Annotated in this window: 17 protein-coding genes; 13 read left to right on the forward strand and 4 right to left on the reverse strand. The window is 45.9% G+C overall.

What is annotated here, in order from left to right:
• Positions 1–26 precede the first annotated feature (26 nt).
• The 5 genes from MBEAL2_RS06530 to MBEAL2_RS06550 all read left to right on the forward strand — a co-directional run bounded on the left by MBEAL2_RS06530 (position 27) and on the right by MBEAL2_RS06550 (position 4,080).
• Positions 27–275: a YlaH-like family protein gene (locus tag MBEAL2_RS06530; protein ID WP_047151526.1), complete on the forward strand. Its 249-nt coding sequence runs from the start codon at positions 27–29 to the stop codon at positions 273–275.
• Positions 276–277: 2 nt separating this feature from the next.
• Entirely contained in the window at positions 278–712 is a 435-nt protein-coding gene (locus MBEAL2_RS06535; RefSeq protein WP_047151527.1) for a hypothetical protein, read from the forward strand.
• Positions 713–734: 22 nt separating this feature from the next.
• On the forward strand, positions 735–1,007 hold the full coding sequence (locus MBEAL2_RS06540; RefSeq protein WP_047151528.1) for a hypothetical protein: 273 nt from the start codon (positions 735–737) through the stop codon (positions 1,005–1,007).
• An 85-nt stretch (positions 1,008–1,092) separates the two neighbouring features.
• Positions 1,093–3,219 carry a sigma-54-dependent Fis family transcriptional regulator gene (locus MBEAL2_RS06545; protein ID WP_047151529.1) on the forward strand — a complete coding sequence of 709 codons (2,127 nt, stop codon included), beginning with the start codon at positions 1,093–1,095 and terminating at the stop codon, positions 3,217–3,219.
• Positions 3,220–3,624: 405 nt separating this feature from the next.
• Positions 3,625–4,080, forward strand: a complete 456-nt coding sequence (locus tag MBEAL2_RS06550; protein ID WP_047151530.1) for a pyridoxamine 5'-phosphate oxidase family protein — start codon at positions 3,625–3,627, stop codon at positions 4,078–4,080.
• Positions 4,081–4,115: 35 nt separating this feature from the next.
• Here MBEAL2_RS06550 and MBEAL2_RS06555 read toward each other — a convergent pair whose 3' ends face one another.
• Positions 4,116–4,655, reverse strand: a complete 540-nt coding sequence (locus MBEAL2_RS06555; RefSeq protein WP_082129796.1) for a YhcN/YlaJ family sporulation lipoprotein — start codon at positions 4,653–4,655, stop codon at positions 4,116–4,118.
• A 173-nt stretch (positions 4,656–4,828) separates the two neighbouring features.
• Here MBEAL2_RS06555 and MBEAL2_RS06560 point away from each other — a divergent pair, with 173 nt between their 5' ends.
• The 5 genes from MBEAL2_RS06560 (at position 4,829) to MBEAL2_RS06580 (ending at position 10,250) form a co-directional block, all read left to right on the forward strand.
• A complete protein-coding gene (locus MBEAL2_RS06560) occupies positions 4,829–6,163 on the forward strand; it encodes a PhoH family protein (RefSeq protein WP_047151531.1) in 1,335 nt (444 codons plus the stop codon).
• A gap of 104 nt (positions 6,164–6,267) precedes the next feature.
• On the forward strand, positions 6,268–6,903 hold the full coding sequence (locus MBEAL2_RS06565; protein WP_047151532.1) for an MBL fold metallo-hydrolase: 636 nt from the start codon (positions 6,268–6,270) through the stop codon (positions 6,901–6,903).
• A gap of 157 nt (positions 6,904–7,060) precedes the next feature.
• Positions 7,061–7,246, forward strand: a complete 186-nt coding sequence (locus MBEAL2_RS06570) for a cbb3-type cytochrome oxidase assembly protein (protein ID WP_047151533.1) — start codon at positions 7,061–7,063, stop codon at positions 7,244–7,246.
• Positions 7,247–7,335: 89 nt separating this feature from the next.
• Positions 7,336–8,859, forward strand: coding sequence for a sensor domain-containing diguanylate cyclase (locus MBEAL2_RS28955; RefSeq protein ID WP_152667724.1), 1,524 nt, complete (start codon positions 7,336–7,338; stop codon positions 8,857–8,859).
• 242 nt (positions 8,860–9,101) lie between these two features.
• Positions 9,102–10,250, forward strand: a complete 1,149-nt coding sequence (locus MBEAL2_RS06580; RefSeq protein ID WP_052947531.1) for a class I SAM-dependent methyltransferase — start codon at positions 9,102–9,104, stop codon at positions 10,248–10,250.
• A 58-nt stretch (positions 10,251–10,308) separates the two neighbouring features.
• On the opposite strand, the gene MBEAL2_RS06585 is transcribed toward MBEAL2_RS06580, so the two are convergent.
• Positions 10,309–10,596 carry a DUF2626 family protein gene (locus MBEAL2_RS06585; RefSeq protein WP_047151534.1) on the reverse strand — a complete coding sequence of 96 codons (288 nt, stop codon included), beginning with the start codon at positions 10,594–10,596 and terminating at the stop codon, positions 10,309–10,311.
• Between the two features lie 116 nt (positions 10,597–10,712).
• Positions 10,713–11,417 carry a helix-turn-helix transcriptional regulator gene (locus tag MBEAL2_RS06590; protein ID WP_047151535.1) on the reverse strand — a complete coding sequence of 235 codons (705 nt, stop codon included), beginning with the start codon at positions 11,415–11,417 and terminating at the stop codon, positions 10,713–10,715.
• Positions 11,418–11,622: 205 nt separating this feature from the next.
• On the opposite strand from MBEAL2_RS06590, the gene MBEAL2_RS06595 reads away from it, so the two are divergent.
• On the forward strand, positions 11,623–11,979 hold the full coding sequence (locus MBEAL2_RS06595; protein WP_047151536.1) for a Spx/MgsR family RNA polymerase-binding regulatory protein: 357 nt from the start codon (positions 11,623–11,625) through the stop codon (positions 11,977–11,979).
• A 76-nt stretch (positions 11,980–12,055) separates the two neighbouring features.
• On the opposite strand, the gene MBEAL2_RS06600 is transcribed toward MBEAL2_RS06595, so the two are convergent.
• Positions 12,056–13,261 (reverse strand): nitrate/nitrite transporter, encoded by a 1,206-nt coding sequence (locus MBEAL2_RS06600; RefSeq protein WP_047151537.1) that lies wholly within the window; start codon positions 13,259–13,261, stop codon positions 12,056–12,058.
• 202 nt (positions 13,262–13,463) lie between these two features.
• Here MBEAL2_RS06600 and nirB point away from each other — a divergent pair, with 202 nt between their 5' ends.
• Together nirB and nirD are read left to right on the forward strand one after the other, a co-directional pair.
• Positions 13,464–15,902, forward strand: coding sequence for a nitrite reductase large subunit NirB (nirB, locus tag MBEAL2_RS06605; protein ID WP_047151538.1), 2,439 nt, complete (start codon positions 13,464–13,466; stop codon positions 15,900–15,902).
• Positions 15,903–15,915: 13 nt separating this feature from the next.
• Positions 15,916–16,233 (forward strand): nitrite reductase small subunit NirD, encoded by a 318-nt coding sequence (nirD, locus tag MBEAL2_RS06610; protein WP_047151539.1) that lies wholly within the window; start codon positions 15,916–15,918, stop codon positions 16,231–16,233.
• Positions 16,234–16,241 lie beyond the last annotated feature (8 nt).

Here is a 16,241-nt window from a genome sequence, read left to right on the forward strand (position 1 = left end):
GCATTGTATAGTTAGGGGAGAAAAACATGTCCTGGCAATTTATTGTATTGTTCTTGCTCATGGCTGTTACGTATCAATTGGGCTTTGCCCGGCGTTTACCTATTCTGAAGGCGGCGATTGTGTATGCTGTGCTGTTTGTTGGAACGATTCCGCTCTCTATTCTAAATGCATTCGGACTGCCGATGATTCCGGCCCTCTCCGTTGCGGTTGTGGTGCTTCTGCTCGCCCGCTACAGAAGAAAAAATTCACCGCCTCTGCGCGAAAATGAGGGGTGAGCATGACAATGTTATGGATTACGCCAATTGTGCACGCCTCAAATGGGTGGGTTCTCAAGGAAGAGAGGAAACCTTACTCTGAACAGTTTCTCCGCCCGCTTTGCGAAAGGCTGCGGGCGATTCACCCCCGGCTGCTGCCTCTGGTAAAGGCCGCAATTCTTCCCGACGAACCGGATGAGCCCGGCTGCGAGCGGCCATTCTGCGGGACGGCGGCTGACTTTACCCTTGCTGAACAAGGGGATATTACTTTTGACGGGCAGACCTGGCTTCTCTCGCATTGCGGGGAACAGTTCCTTGATTCACTTCTATCCCCCCTGGAGGCGCTGTCGCTTTTGCAAAAAGCAGATGATCTGGAAAGCCCGCCGACAGCGGAAGTGCTTCAGTTTATAGCAGCCTGGCTGCAATCCGGCTTCCACGTCATTCTTATTAAAGAATAAAACGAAGAGGAGGAGGAGACGAATGAAAATTGAAAACGCTTTATTTGATTACTTGCAAATAAAAGTGGTCGCAGATGCGCGGCCGGATGATACGGCCGCACAAAAAACAAGTGACTTTTTTTATTCGATATTGCAAGAAGAGCATAAGCTGGAAAACCTGGAGTATACAGTTGACGACACAATGTATCACGTGAAGTATACAGCAGACGGGAAATCAAAGACTCGTTTTTATGATCGCGAGTCGATTGAACATTTGCTTTCTTCAATTGAAACCGAGCCGCGTTATGGAAAATAAGAAGAATAAGAAGTTTTAGAAAGGATGGCGAACAATGCCATCCTTTTTAGTATAAAATGAAAAGAGAATACGGGAGGTGGATGGTATGTGGGTACGCGATTATATGACGGCGAATCCCATTGTGTTATATAAAGAGGAAACGATTAGCAGAGCTGCTTCCCTGCTCGTTGAGAACCGGATTGACGGGCTCCCTGTCGTAGATACGGAACACAAACTCATTGGGCTGCTTACTAAATCACATATCTTCCGGGCGATGAAGCACCACCTTCCAGAGGAGACGCCCGTCGAGCAGTTAATGCAAACCCGCCTTGTTACGCTGTACAACGATCAGCAAATTTATGAAGGATGGGATGAGGAGCTTGAGGCCGGCCGCCTGCCTGTTACGGACCGGAATGGGAAGCTGGTGGGCATTTTAACGCGGACTGACATTTTGCGCGCTTTTGAACACCAGACACGAAAAACGATTTCCCAGCTGGACGCCATTCTACAATCAACGTATCACGGGATTGTTGCCGTCAACCTTCAGGGAGAAGTCCTTTCCATTAATCAGGCCGCAGAGCGGCTCCTGCGAATTGAGCAGAAAGAAATGGCATGGAAGCCGCTGACAGAACTCGTTTCCGAAGGCCCTCTTCTTACCCTTCTTCTCTCCACCGAAAAAAAACACATGGTCCGCCTCGACTATGCCGGACGAAAGCTGCTCATTAACCACACCCCGATTGTGACGGACGAGGGAAAGAAAATCGGAATGGCAAGTGTAATGCAGGATATTACCGAGCTGGAAGGCGTTTCTGAGGAGCTAACGGCCGTCCAGAAATTAAATCGTGAACTTGATACGATTATTGAATCTTCACACGATGGAATTGTGGTGACGGACCACAACGGCGTTATTCGCCACTTCAATCAGGCCTTCAGCAGAGTGACAGGCATTCCTGCGAGTGAAGCGATTGGAATGCAGGAGGAGGAGCTGGAGAGAAGAGGCGTTATCTCTCAGGCGGTTAGTAAAATGGTGATTAAAAGCAAAAAAAGGATAACGGTCATTCAGCAAGTTTCAGACGGCGGAGTGCTCTTGTCAACAGGGACGCCGATTGTGGATGATGAAACAGGAGATATTCTTCAGGTCGTGATGAATTGCCGGGATTTAAGCCAGTTGAACCGTGTTAAAGCGGAGTTGGATGAGGCGAAAAGACTGTCCGAGAGATATCATTCGGAATTGGAAGTATTGAGAGCCCAGCAGATGGAAATTGAAGGGATGATTGCAGAAAGTGAAGAGATGCGCAACATTGTCCAGATGTGTATGCGTATCGCACAGGTTGACACCTCCATCCTTCTTCTCGGAGAGTCAGGAGTTGGGAAAGGCGTGCTGGCTAAATTAATCCACCAGCGAAGCCTCAGGAGCAAAGGGCCGTTCATATCGATAAACTGTGGGGCCATTCCGGGAAGTCTTCTGGAGTCTGAATTGTTCGGATACGCACCAGGAGCGTTCACCGGTGCCCATCAGAAAGGAAAACCAGGATTTATTGAATTATCGGATGGCGGGACTCTTTTTCTTGATGAAATCGGTGAGCTGCCCCTTGACCTGCAGGTAAAGCTGCTTACCGTTTTGCAGGAAAAGCACGTAACAAGGATCGGAGATGTAGGCGGGAGGAAAGTTGATTTCCGGTTGATTGCCGCGACAAACGCGAATTTAATGGAAAGGGTAAAAATGGGGATGTTTCGGGAGGATTTATATTACCGGATTAATGTCGTGCCGGTTGAAATTCCTCCGCTGCGCAAGCGGACAGAAGATTTGTTTCCGTTAATTCATTATTTTCTTGCCAAGTTTAATAGCAAGCACCACCTCGACAAACGGATATCCTACAATGCGCTTGATGCCATGCAGGCCTACCGGTGGCCGGGAAACGTACGCGAACTGGAAAATATAATCGAAAGATTGATTGTTACGACGGTGGATCCGATTATTGAAATCAAGCATCTACCAGCAATGATGCTTGAAGCTCGAATGCCATCCATTGCTTTTCCTGCGGATCTGGAGGATGAAAACGAACGGGTAAAAGTTCCGGTGCGGCAGGAGAAGAAGGAAGAGGAAGAACTGGCTGCGCTTTACAGGCAATATAAGAGTACGAGGAAGGTAGCCCAAATACTGGGCATCCATCAATCAACGGTTGTCCGCCGGTTAAAAAAAATACGAAAGCAGCCAAATGGAATAAAGTGATGCAACTTGATGCGATTTTGATGCGTTTTGCATCGATATTGCATCGGTATTGCATCGTCGGTGTGCTAAATCGCCCTGTTTATGCCTGAATTTTTTATTTTAAGAATTGGCATGAAGCTTGCAAGTATATAATGCAAGAGAAAATAAAGGAATGAACTATCGCGGCGCCGGGAAGGAGAGACCCGGTGAGAAAAATAACAAAGATAAAAAGGGCATACAGCCTACAAATCGAGTGGAGTTAAACCGAATGTACGGATACATTTCAGCGGTAGTTCATACTTTCTTCTCCAGAAAGACATAGCATATTGTTCATTGTGCAAGCGTCCTAAATGTTAATTTTGCGGTTGAGAAGCTTCGATCGTTTGATGTAAAATAAAGGTATCCTTAGAATGGGGAGGTTTGCTTATGCCGGAAATTGTAGCGCAATCCCTTAGCCAGGAGTTACTGCCTTTATTACAGAAAGAGCGATTTGCCATGCTTTCAACCATCAACAAGCAATCCGGCGCTCCGTACATAAGTGCGATTTCGTGGGTTTATGCAAAGAACCCTTCCACTCTCGTTCTTGCAGTTGACAGCCGATCTTCCATTGTCGAGAATGTGATACACAACAGCCGTGTTGTGTTAAATGTATTCGCCGCAGGCTCGGTATACTCAATCGCTGGAATGGGGAGTGTAAAAGCCCCGCGAATGGAAGGGGTTCCGCTAAAGTTGTCCCTGCTCGAAGTCTTGATCGAAGAAGTGCGGGACGTTATGTTTTATGGCTCGCGTCTGTCTATTGAACCTCAGTATGAGAAGACGTATGATGCCCGTGCTGCAGCCAAACTGGATAATCAAGTCATGGAAGCGCTTAAGAATGCCTAGTCAGACGACCGGGCATTTTTTGCTGTTCTCCGGTTTTATTTGGTGCCTGGATGTGTTCTCTCCGGGCTCACCGGTGGTTTAGGTGTCTGCGGGATAATGCGTCCTACAATGTCGGCGAGTTCCTCAGCAAAGCCGGCCACAGGCCGTCCCTGCCGAATATCAGCGTTCATTTCGCGCAGGCGCTGCACAATGTCCACATCAGCCGTCACGAGGGCACGTGCTCCTTGCTGGTCTTTTGTAAGTGCGTTTGCTACCGCATATTTAATGGTTCCAACACGTGAACGATCTAGCCGGGCGCCCACATCGATTCCGACAATGGCGACCTTGCCGAACACTACCGCGGTTGCACCATTAACACCCGGCACTTTTACTGCAATGGTGGAAAGGCGGTCTGCTGTTGTTGCCGGATTCTGTGGCTTTGGCGGTGTTGGCTGGGTTTGCGGAACCCTTTGGGTCTGCTGACCCTTCTGACCCTGCTGCGCCTGTGTCTTTCCATCCTGCGGAGCAGGCTGGGATCGATTCTGATTGCATGCGGTCAGGGCGATGCTAAGAAATAGAAAGAGTAACCATTTCACGGTAAAACATCCTTTCTAAATAGGGGATAAGTTACACGTAGTGTTCCGCAACACTCATGATATATACACCGTTTTTACCTTCTAGAATTATTTTTATCACATACAATAACAACAAACCCTCGTGAACCATAAAGTAAAGTAAGCATTCATATACATGCCCGGGAGGCGAGACATTGAAGAAAATCTACGTCTTAGATACGAATGTACTTTTGCAGGATCCAATGGCAATCTTCTCATTTCAGGATAATGATGTAATATTGCCCGCCATTGTTCTAGAGGAGGTTGATTCCAAAAAAAGATTAATGGACGAAATAGGAAGAAATGCCAGATACGTTGCCAAACTGCTGGATGAGTTGCGCTTGAAAGGACAACTCCATAAAGGAGTCACAATGGAAAACGGAGGCGATATCAGAGTAGAATTAAATCACCGCTCCTTTTCCAGAATGCAGGAGTTATTCCTTGATATGACGAATGACAACCGTATTCTTGCGGTGGCGCTGAATTTGCATCATGAAGAACAACAGAAGGAAAATCCCAGGGATGTCATATTGGTTAGCAAAGACGCTCTTCTCCGGGTCAAAGCAGACGCCATTGGCTTGCCGGCCGAGGATTTCTTATCGGATCGCGTTGTTCACGAGTACTCCAATTTATACAAAGGATATACAACAGTAAAGGCTCCAATTGAAACCATCCAGCATTTCTACGGGCAAGGCCCGTTTGAATTAAAGCGGTTTCTCCCTACTGTCTCCTTGCATCCAAACGAGTTTGTTATTATGAAAGATGAATTAGGCGGCTCCTCCTCGGCAATGGGACGGGTAAGCGGTGATGGAAGGCTCCTTCTGCCTCTGTTGTTTGGCGACGAAATCGTATGGGGCGTGAAGGCGCGAAATGCCCAGCAAAAGATGGCAATGGAACTTCTGTTGAATAAAGACATTCCCCTTGTTACGCTAACGGGAAAAGCGGGAACAGGAAAAACGCTCCTTTCCCTCGCGGCGGGGCTCATGATGACGGAAGATGATCACGAGTACAAAAAACTGCTCGTAGCAAGGCCTATTGTCCCTCTTGGAAAGGATATCGGGTATTTGCCCGGGGAGAAGGAAGAGAAGCTTAAACCGTGGATGCAGCCAATTTATGATAACTTAGAGTATCTTTTCAATACAAAGCAATCTGGGGACCTCGATAAAATCTTAGCCGGGCTCGGCAGCATCCAGGTAGAGGCGCTCACCTACATCCGCGGGCGGAGCATCCCCGAGCAATTCATTATTATAGACGAGGCGCAAAATTTAACCAAACATGAAGCGAAAACGATTTTAACAAGGGTAGGAGAGAATAGCAAAATCATCCTTATGGGTGACCCACAGCAAATTGACCATCCGTATTTGGACGAAGTGAACAATGGGCTCACTTATGTAGTTGAAATATTTAAAAACGAAAAGATGTCAGGCCATATCGCGCTGCAAAAAGGAGAACGTTCCTCGCTTGCCCAGCTTGCAGCCGACCTCCTGTAAGACACAAGTTATACCCTGTCCGCTTCATGATAAGCGTGGCAGGGTTTTTCATTTTTTCCCTGTTCATGGTACACTGAAAAAAACAGGAAATAGGAGGGGTTTTCTTGCGCATTTTTACTTTTCCATTAGGGCCTTTGCAGACAAACTGCTACGTTATAACAAATGAAGAGACGAGGGAAGCCGTTATCGTTGATGCTGGAATGAATCCGGGGGAGCTGCTTGATAAAGCCGCAGAGTATACCGTGCGGGCCATCCTGATGACGCACGCCCATTTTGATCACATGGGAGGGTTAGAACAAATCCGCAAAAAGACGGGAGCCCCGGTATACATCAATGCCAGTGAGCAGGAATGGTTAGGTAACCCTGACTTAAACGGATCCTCCCGTTGGCCTATGGTCGGTGGTGCAATGAGCGCTTCCCCTGCAGAATATGAAGCAAAGCAAGGAGATGTGCTTGAAATTGCCGGAATGAAAATTGATGTGCTGGAAACACCGGGCCATACTCCCGGCGGTCTGTCTTTCTTATTTGACGGACATGTATTTAGCGGGGACACACTATTTGCGCATTCCATTGGACGTACGGATTTGCCGGGGGGCAATTATGAACAGCTGATTGCAAGCATTCAGGATAAGCTAATGGAACTGCCGGATGAAACGAAAGTCTATCCGGGCCATGGACAGGGAACGACGATCGGCTTTGAGAAAGCCCATAATCCGTTTATCACGGGTATTTTACGGTAGCAGTAAACCTGTCACACATAATTCACAGCCTCTGTCAATTTATTACTGCACTCAAACTGTAAATATTGATAAACTTATTACTATCATGATAACAATCTTCGTAAGAAGCTGCTGTTTTTCATAACGGTCGCTTTTTAAAAAAAGGAATGGTGAATCAATGTTAATGGGTTTTTCAATTGGCACTTGGATGTTGCTTATTGTTACGGTTTGTTTTAGCGGATCTTCGCTGCTTGTGTGGTATGCAGCCAGGAATTCCGGCCAGTTTGAGGATGTTGAAGGCGTTAAGTACAGGATGCTGGAAGAAGAGTCCCTGGTTGATGTTCCACTCAATGTAAAGAAGTAGAACAGCGATTGTAACATGGCAGGCAATATAGGATAATTGTAAAGCAATGCACAATTAGGGAGAAGAAAGTATCAGGTGGAGTGGTTAGATTGAACAGCGGGACTCAGTGCGAGATGGCGGAACGCCATGTACATTTGCTGCGTGTACTAAACGAATTGAACAATGATATTGCGGAAGCTACAGATCTTATCGATGCATTCAACTTCATTGTTCAGACAATTCGAAACGAGACGGGCGCAGGTACATGTATTTCCTTAATAGAAGAGGAACAGAATTTTCAAGTGTGGGTAGATACAGACCGGCGGGAAAGCAGGTATTGTTATCTGCTTCCAGAACAAGCGGTTGAGAGAGAAGTTCTTAAGAAAGGTACAGGAAGAATCTGCTATCCAAAGCGGCAAGAAGTCGAAGTTACACTCCTGCCATTACTGGAATATCAAACCCTCTTTATTTTGCCTATTTCCTATAAAGCGAAAGAACTTGGTATTTTGTATGTATTCCGTGAAGATGAATGCTATCCCCCTGCCTGTGTGACAGAGTTCCTGGAGCAGGTAGCGAAAAGAATCGGCATTGCGGTGAAAAACTGGCAGCGGGAACAGGATTCGCGATATAAAGAAAGAAAGCTAAAATTGCTGTACGATATCATGCTAAACGCTGCGGATGTGGAAACGGATAGAACCATGCTAATCAAGGATGCCTGCTGGCAGATTTCGGCCGCTTTTGATGATGCACGCGTCATGATTGGCCAGGTTGACAGGGAGAAGAACAAGGTGGAAATTGCTTGTTCGACTTCCCCTTACCCTGAGGAATGGGCAGACTCCCTGTTTCTTTTCTCCGGCACAGGACGGGACTTCCGCCATGTCGAAGCGTTTTTTACAGGAAATCCGGTCGTTGTACAGGATGGAAAGAAGGACAAGCGCTGCTCGCAGGTTGCGGAGAAGCTGGAGCTGTACAGCAATGCAACGATCCCAATTATTTATAAGGATGAGCCGCTTGGCGTTATCTATTTAGATAATAAAGATTACCGTACGTTTTCGGAGGTGCAGCTTGGCTTTCTGATGGTCATTGCACGCCAGCTTGGAATGGTGATTACAAATGCCCGCCAGTATGAGCATATCAGGATGCTCGCAATTACCGATGGGCTTACCCGCTTACACACCCGCCAGTATTTTACGGAGCGGTATGCGGAGGAATACGCGCTGGCTGTACGCTACCGTACACCTCTATGCCTGATTATGATGGATATTGATGATTTTAAAAGGATTAATGATACATATGGACACGTTGCCGGGGATAATGTGCTCATTGAGACAGCCAAAACAATCCAGGAGCAGGTAAGAAAGAATGATATTGTAGCACGGTACGGCGGGGAGGAACTCATATTGCTGCTTCCGAACACAGAATTGGAGAATGGGATTCTTATTGCAAATCGGATTCAGGACAGTCTTAGCATGCTTCCATTCTCTTTCTCTGTAACTGCCAGCATTGGAGTCGCACAGTACCCTGATCATTCGGCCGATCGCGAGGAGCTGCTCATGAGAGCTGATGATGCGATGTACCGGGCTAAGCATGAGGGGAAAAATCAAATTCGGATTGCGCAAAGAACCCATTCGTAAGAGCGGGTTCTTTTTTTACTATAAAAAAAACACAACCTTCGGGGTAGAAGGTTGTGTTTAGGGGGAGGATTAGAATTTAGAGTTAAAACATAATAGGGTGGGCACTTGCCCCTGAGTCTTTCATATGGGATGTTAATTACATGATAAACTAGTCTTTAAACTATGTCAATAGTGTAAAACAAAAAATGCCTTCTTTTTATTTTGGAAAACGTACATAATGAATAGGGAAGAGGGGGATGGGTGTGCGAGAGAGCGCTTTATATAGAACAATTGTGCAGGAAATTCGAGATTCAAATAAAAAGGCGATTCCGTTTCGTGATTTTATGGAGCTTGCATTGTATGCGAAAAACGGGGGGTACTATAATAAGGAAGCGAAAAAGATAGGAAAACAGGGGGATTTCTATACGAATTCCTCCGTCGGGGCCGTGTATGGCGAAACTTTGGCCGATGCCGTATGGGATATGCTGAGACATGAAGATATGCGCGAACCATGCTATATAGTGGAGATGGGCGGTGGAGACGGAAGCCTTAGTTTTCAGCTGCTGAGCCGTCTGCAGCAATTGACCGGTGAAGCTTGCGAGCGTAAATTCAGCTGTATTATGATCGAAGCAAGCGCGTATCATAAAGCTCTCCAGGAAGAAAAGCTCGCTCCTTTTGAGGGACAGATCTCCATTGCATGGTATGGGACGATAGAGGAAGCCCGAAAGGATGTGCCTTATCTTAACGGTGTTTTTATTTCGAATGAACTTCCGGATGCTTTTCCGGTGCATCTTATCGAGTGCAGAAAGGGAAAGTGGTACGAAATATATGTGGCCCTTAATGAGAGAGATGGGTTTATCGAGCAGCTAAAGGAACCGGCAGCAGCCGTTCTTGATTATGTTGCCAGAGAAAGGATACCGCAAATAGAAGGCTACCGCACGGAAGTAAATCTGGCCAGTATACAATGGATGAAAGAAGTAGGAAGATGGCTTGAGAAGGGGTATGCCGTAACGATTGATTACGGATATGAGAGGGAAATTCTTTATGAACCGGAGAGGAAGGAAGGAACGCTCCTTTGCTACCAGGGGCATACGATGAACAGCAGCCCCTACCTTCAACCGGGAGAACAGGATATTACGGCACATGTTAACTTCTCTGCTTTAATGGATACGGGGGCAGAGCAGGGAATGCGAGTGATCGGACTTTATTCGCAGCGCGAGTTTCTTCTGCGGGCAGGGATTTTGAAGAGGCTGCAGGAACACGCGTCTGTTGACCCGTTTTTAAATGAAACCGCCAAAAGAAACCGCGCTGTGCGGCAGCTCATCATGCCCGGCGGGATGGGCGATACGTTCCGCGTGCTGGTTCAAGAGAAAGGGCTTGATATGGCAGAAGGGCTTAACTTCCTAAAGTAATCGATTCCCAAAAGCAGGGTGCCTTCATTTGCAAGCACCCTGCTTTTTTTGCTAATACTTAAGATAAATAGGCAGATACCGCGTTTAGTGCTGTGATAGCGTGTTCATCAAGACTTTTTGGATAATGTCCGAAGAATGCGTAGAACATGAAGCCGGTAAACGCGACAAGTAAATACGTCATAAAAATCGTCATATACGTTCTTTCGGAAAGATCAACAAAGCTAAGAGCCAGGAACATACCGGTTTGAGCGAAGAACAAGGCAGCCATTCCAGTCAGTGCGCCCCATAACGCCATAAGAGCAATGATCAAGCAAAAAAATGCCAGTACACGATACATACGTGCCATACAATTTCCCCTCCTTTTAGTACATATCTATACAAATCTAGAATTCATTATAATCTAGTTAGAAAGCACTGTAAACGCGAAGGTTTGTCGATTTTTTAACATGTCATACGCACCAGTTACGAGATTTTGAGCATTGTATAATCACATGACTTGCAGCCGGCAAGCATGGAGTTCTCTTCGATGAGCTGGGTGTTCTGGTTGAAAAACGTCTCGAAGATTCCGAACAAGAGAGCATGATGCATACTGCAAATGCTATCGGGGTTCCGGGCTGCTGTTTCTTTAAACGTGCAATTGAATATACGGAAGCGGATGGTAGCGTCATCTACCTGCTCAATCTCCGGATTCAATCCCTGGGCAAGCATCAGGCGGTGAATGGCTTCAAGTTTACGCTCCGCGCTTATGTTCGAGAGGCTGATGCGCTCTTTTTCGATAGCTTGTCTGGCTGCTTCGTGTCCAAATTTACGGCCCATATCATGTAAAGCTTTTTGCCCGGCTTCTCCAAGGGAGATGAGGGTTTCTATTGCGATATTTGCTAGTAGTTGATAGTCTCTGGGTGGAAATTGCAGGCTGACTACTTGCTCGGATAAGGAATATAAACGGCTGGGGCGTCCGCCTTTCCCTGTTTTCTCGGATGCTGAATCAAGCAGGTTAACGTCTTCAAGCTTTGTCAGGTGAAGCCTGGCAACATTCGGATGAATCTCAAATTGCTCGGCAATTTCCTGTACTGTTACCGCACGATGGCTGGCAACAACATGCTGGTATATGGAAAATCGCGTGGGGTCAGCCAAAACGCTGGTTAATTTTAAAGTTTCGTTTTCCATGGGAAAACCCCCTATTTTTTTTCTATAACTGGAGATAATTATAGTACAAATGAAGGAAACGGTAAATGAAAGTTTTGTAAACACTATTGACATAGAAATAAGTCTAATAATATAATTAAGTTAATTACTGTTAGTTAGTGTTAACGCACAAATATAGATTGATTGTCTCAATGATTACGCTATCGTTGACAAGGAGATGACAGAGATGAACCATCATCTTACATTCTACACGTATCCTAGCTGTACATCTTGCCGAAAAGCTAAAGCGTTCCTAAAAGAAAAAGGCATCGATTATGATGAGCGTCATTTGTTTAAAGAACCTCCATCCGTGGAGGAACTCCTTGAAATTATAAAAATGACCCATAATGGGATGGATGATATTCTATCCACAAGAAGCCGTAAATTTAAGGAACTCGACAAGGATATTGAAGATATGACTGTGTCTGAACTACTTGAAATGATTAGTGAGGAGCCGCGGCTTCTTAGACGTCCTATCATTTTTGATGGTGAGAAGTTGATTATCGGATACAATCGGACTGCAATGCAAGACTTACTGGCATAAGGCAAGTTGATGCTATTGCAAACGGAAAAGCCGACGGGAAAGTGCCCGTCGGCTTTTTGCATGTTAAAATATAGGGTTAGACTTTTACTGAATCACCTTCTTGCACCCAGGTCCTTCTCCACGCACTTTGTGCCATCATGAGAGCGGCAAGCGCTGCAATAGCAATGACGGCAAATGTCATAAATCCTGAAGCATACGTACCGGTAGACTGTTTCAACATCCCAAGAATTGTAGGGAGGAAGAATCCTCCGACACCACCAGCTGCCCCAATGATCCCGGTGACCATTCCAATTTCTTTTTGGAAACGTTGAGGAACCAGTTGAAATACCGCTCCATTTCCCATCCCTAAGCACATCATACCTATGAACAGTAAGGATGTTACCAGTGAAATTGGAGGAAGCAGACTAATACCAACCATACATAAGGCTACAAATATGAACAAAATAGAAAGAAGGCGAGAACCGCCTATACGGTCTGCGATCCATCCGCCAACGGGGCGAAAGAAACTTCCCGCTGCGACACATAAGGTAACGAAGTCTCCTGCTTGAACTTTCTGCAATCCATACTGATCTACGAAAAAGATACTCAGAAAACTGGTTAATCCGACAAACCCTCCAAATGTGACACTATAGAGTAAGCAAAAGTACCAGATATCCCTTTGTTTAAACAATGTAAAGTAGCTGACCAGCGGTTGTGGCTTTGGCTGACTGGGAGCATCTTTGGCTAAAAGGGCGAAAGTAATGAAAACAAGGGATAACGGAATGAGTGCAATTCCCATTACTCCATGCCATCCAAAATGCTCCGCTAAACGGGGCCCGAACAAGGTGGCAAACAGTGTTCCGCTATTACCAGCTCCCGCAATACCCATGGCTAATCCTTGCAGATGCGGAGGATACCAGCGGCTGGCCATTGGCAAAGCGGCTGCAAAACTTGCACCGGCTACACCAAGAAGAATCGCAATTGCGTAAATTTCCGACAAGGATGTGCCGGCTAACCATCCCCAAAATAACGGAATCATTGAGACCAGCATTCCACCGATAGCTGTCTTTCTTGACCCAATTCGATCTGTTAATATCCCAAGTAGAATACGAAACAAGGAACCGGATAGAACCGGAATAGCAACAAGAAATCCCTTTTCTGCAGGAGACAGGCCAAAATCCTGGAAAATGTAAACGCCCAGTGCGCCCATTAAAACCCAAATCATAAAGCTCACATCAAAATATAAGAAGGCGGACAACAAGGTTGGGGGGTGCCCGCTTCTACGTAGTTCAGATAATTTCATCTACAATCCCTCCGCTTTCGAATTTTATCCATTTAATTTTCGAACTCAGACCGATTATAAATAATACGTGATAATAATTAGTAATTTACGTTATAAAACCTGACATGGTTTTTATTTTGGAATTTGCGGAAAATTCCGCGTCATAAAACCTGACACAATCCTTTCTCGACCATCATCCATGTAATAAAATCAATGAGAATTCATGGAATTAACTATTAGGAGGTTGAGAACGGTGAGTAGCAGAAAATTAGTGTTAGTTGGTAATGGGATGGCAGGCGTGAATTGCATCGAACATATTTTGAAACTTGCTGATGAATCGTTCGATATTACCATTTTTGGAACGGAACCTCATCCAAACTATAATCGAATTCAGCTTTCCTATGTATTAGCAGGAGATTCGAAGCTTGACGATATTATTATAAATGGCTGGGATTGGTATAAGGATAACAACATTCAATTGCATACAGGTCAAACCGTAACAAAGATTGATACCGAAAACAAATGTGTCTATACCGATGGAGGGATTATACAGAACTACGATGATCTCATCCTGGCGACTGGCTCTACTCCTTTTATGTTGCCTTTGCCAGGTGCAGATTTACAAGGAGTTATCGCTTATCGGGATATCAAAGATTGCCAAATGATGATGGAAGCATCCAAGAAATATAAGAAAGCAGCAGTAATAGGCGGAGGTTTGTTAGGCCTGGAAGCCGCACGTGGCCTGCTAAACTTATCCATGGATGTCACAGTGATTCATGTTTTTGATACCCTGATGGAGCGTCAGCTCGATCCAACAGCCAGTAAGTTACTGCAGGCTGAATTGGAAGCGCAGGGAATGAAGTTTTTGATGAGTAAGCAAACAGAGGAGCTATACGGTACAGACCGAGTGGAAGGCCTTCGCTTCAAGGACGGCAGCGAGCTGGAAGCTGATCTAGTGGTCATGGCCGTCGGGATACGCCCGAATGTCGCATTGGCCAGGGACCATGGCATTGAAGTGAATCGTGGGATCATGGTGAATGACTATCTTGAAACAAATGTAAAGGACGTTTATGCGGTTGGAGAATGTGCTGAGCATCGTGGGATCGTGTATGGCCTGGTAGCCCCGCTTTATGAACAAGGAAATGTATTGGCCAAATGGATTTGTGGAGTGGAGACGAAACCGTATGAAGGATCCGTGCTGTCTACCAAATTGAAAGTTTCTGGGGTGGATGTATTCTCTGCAGGTGAGTTTATGGATCAAGCAGATACACGGTCGTACCGTTATCAGGATGATTTTAATGGAGTTTACAAGAAAGTTCTCGTAAAGGAAGAAAAGATTGTTGGTGCCGTTCTTTTTGGGGATACAAGTGATGGAACTCGTTTGTTCCAGCTCATACGAAGTGGAGCGGATGCTTCCGAGTTGAAAACTCTGTTCGGCACAGGCCAGGGCGAGAAGAAGAGTACTTCTTCCGATGTGGCTGTGATGGCAAATGATGAATTGATTTGTGGATGTAACGGTGTATCCAAAGGACATATTATCCAGGCCATCGAGGAACAGGGATTGGATTCTGTCGAAGCGATTAAAGGATGTACAGGAGCTTCCCGGTCCTGCGGAGGATGCAAGCCACTGGTTCAGGAATTACTGCAATATACACTTGGAGACAGTTTCCAGGCAGTAGAAAAAGAGCCGGTTTGTTCCTGCACCTCGCTCAGCCGAGATGAAGTAGTAGATGCTATTCGCTCCATGCAATTAACGACCAGCAAAGAAGTGATGAATGTTTTGGAGTGGAAACAGGAAGGAGGCTGTTCGAAATGTCGTCCGGCTCTGAATTATTACCTGGGTATGGTGTGGCCGGAAGAACATAAGGACGAACGTCATTCTCGGTTTGTTAATGAGCGCCTTCACGCAAACATCCAAAATGATGGGACGTATTCGGTTGTTCCTCGGATCTATGGAGGAGTAACAAATTCTGAACAGCTACGTAAAATCGCCGATGCTGCAGAAAAATATCACGTACCGATGGTAAAAATTACAGGAGGTCAGCGTATTGACTTACTGGGCGTGAAAAAAGAAGACCTGCCCAAAATGTGGGCGGATTTGGATATGCCATCCGGCCATGCGTACGCCAAGGCTTTACGTACGGTAAAAACCTGCGTAGGGGAGAGTTTTTGCCGATTTGGAACCCAGGATTCGATTCAAATGGGAATTGATATGGAAAAACGTTTTGAGCGTCTTTGGACTCCGCATAAGGTAAAGATGGCCGTATCTGCTTGTCCACGCAATTGTGCTGAATCTGGCATCAAAGACATCGGCGTAGTTGGAGTAGATGGCGGATGGGAGATTTATGTCGGTGGAAATGGCGGCGTTCATTTGCGTGGCGGTGACCTGTTTGTCAAGGTGAAAACGGAAGAAGAGGTCCTGGAATGGTCTGCAGCGTTTATGCAGTATTACCGGGAAACGGCGAAGTATTTAGAGAGAACCTCTCACTGGGTAGAACGTGTCGGGTTGGAGGTCATTCAGGAAACCCTTGCCAGTGCGGACACGCGCCGGGAATTGATTGAGAGGATGGATAAAGCGCTGGCTGTGACAAAAGATCCGTGGAAAGAAGCGATTGAAGAAAGTGAAGTTCGTAAGATGTTTGATACGCTAATTGTAAATTAGGGGGGGCGATTCAATGAGTCTGGTAAAGGTACAAGTGAACGTAGGGAAACTAAACGAATTCCAAGAGGATGTTGGAAAGGCTGTCGAAGTACAAGGGCATTCCATTGCTGTATTTCGGTTACCCAATGGCCGGTTCAAGGCTGTAGAAAATCGTTGTCCTCACAAAGCTGGACCGCTGTCCGAGGGGATCGTTTCGGGGGAGTTTGTATTCTGTCCGCTTCATGATTGGAAAATTGGCTTAAAAGATGGCCACGTCCAGGCTCCTGATCATGGCTGTGTCAAAACGTATGAAGTGGTAGTTGAGGGTGAAGACGTCTGTATCATGATATAAAAAGGAGA

The sequence above is a fragment of the Aneurinibacillus tyrosinisolvens genome (assembly GCF_001015055.1).
Taxonomy (GTDB): Bacteria; Bacillota; Bacilli; order Aneurinibacillales; family Aneurinibacillaceae; genus Aneurinibacillus_A; species Aneurinibacillus_A tyrosinisolvens.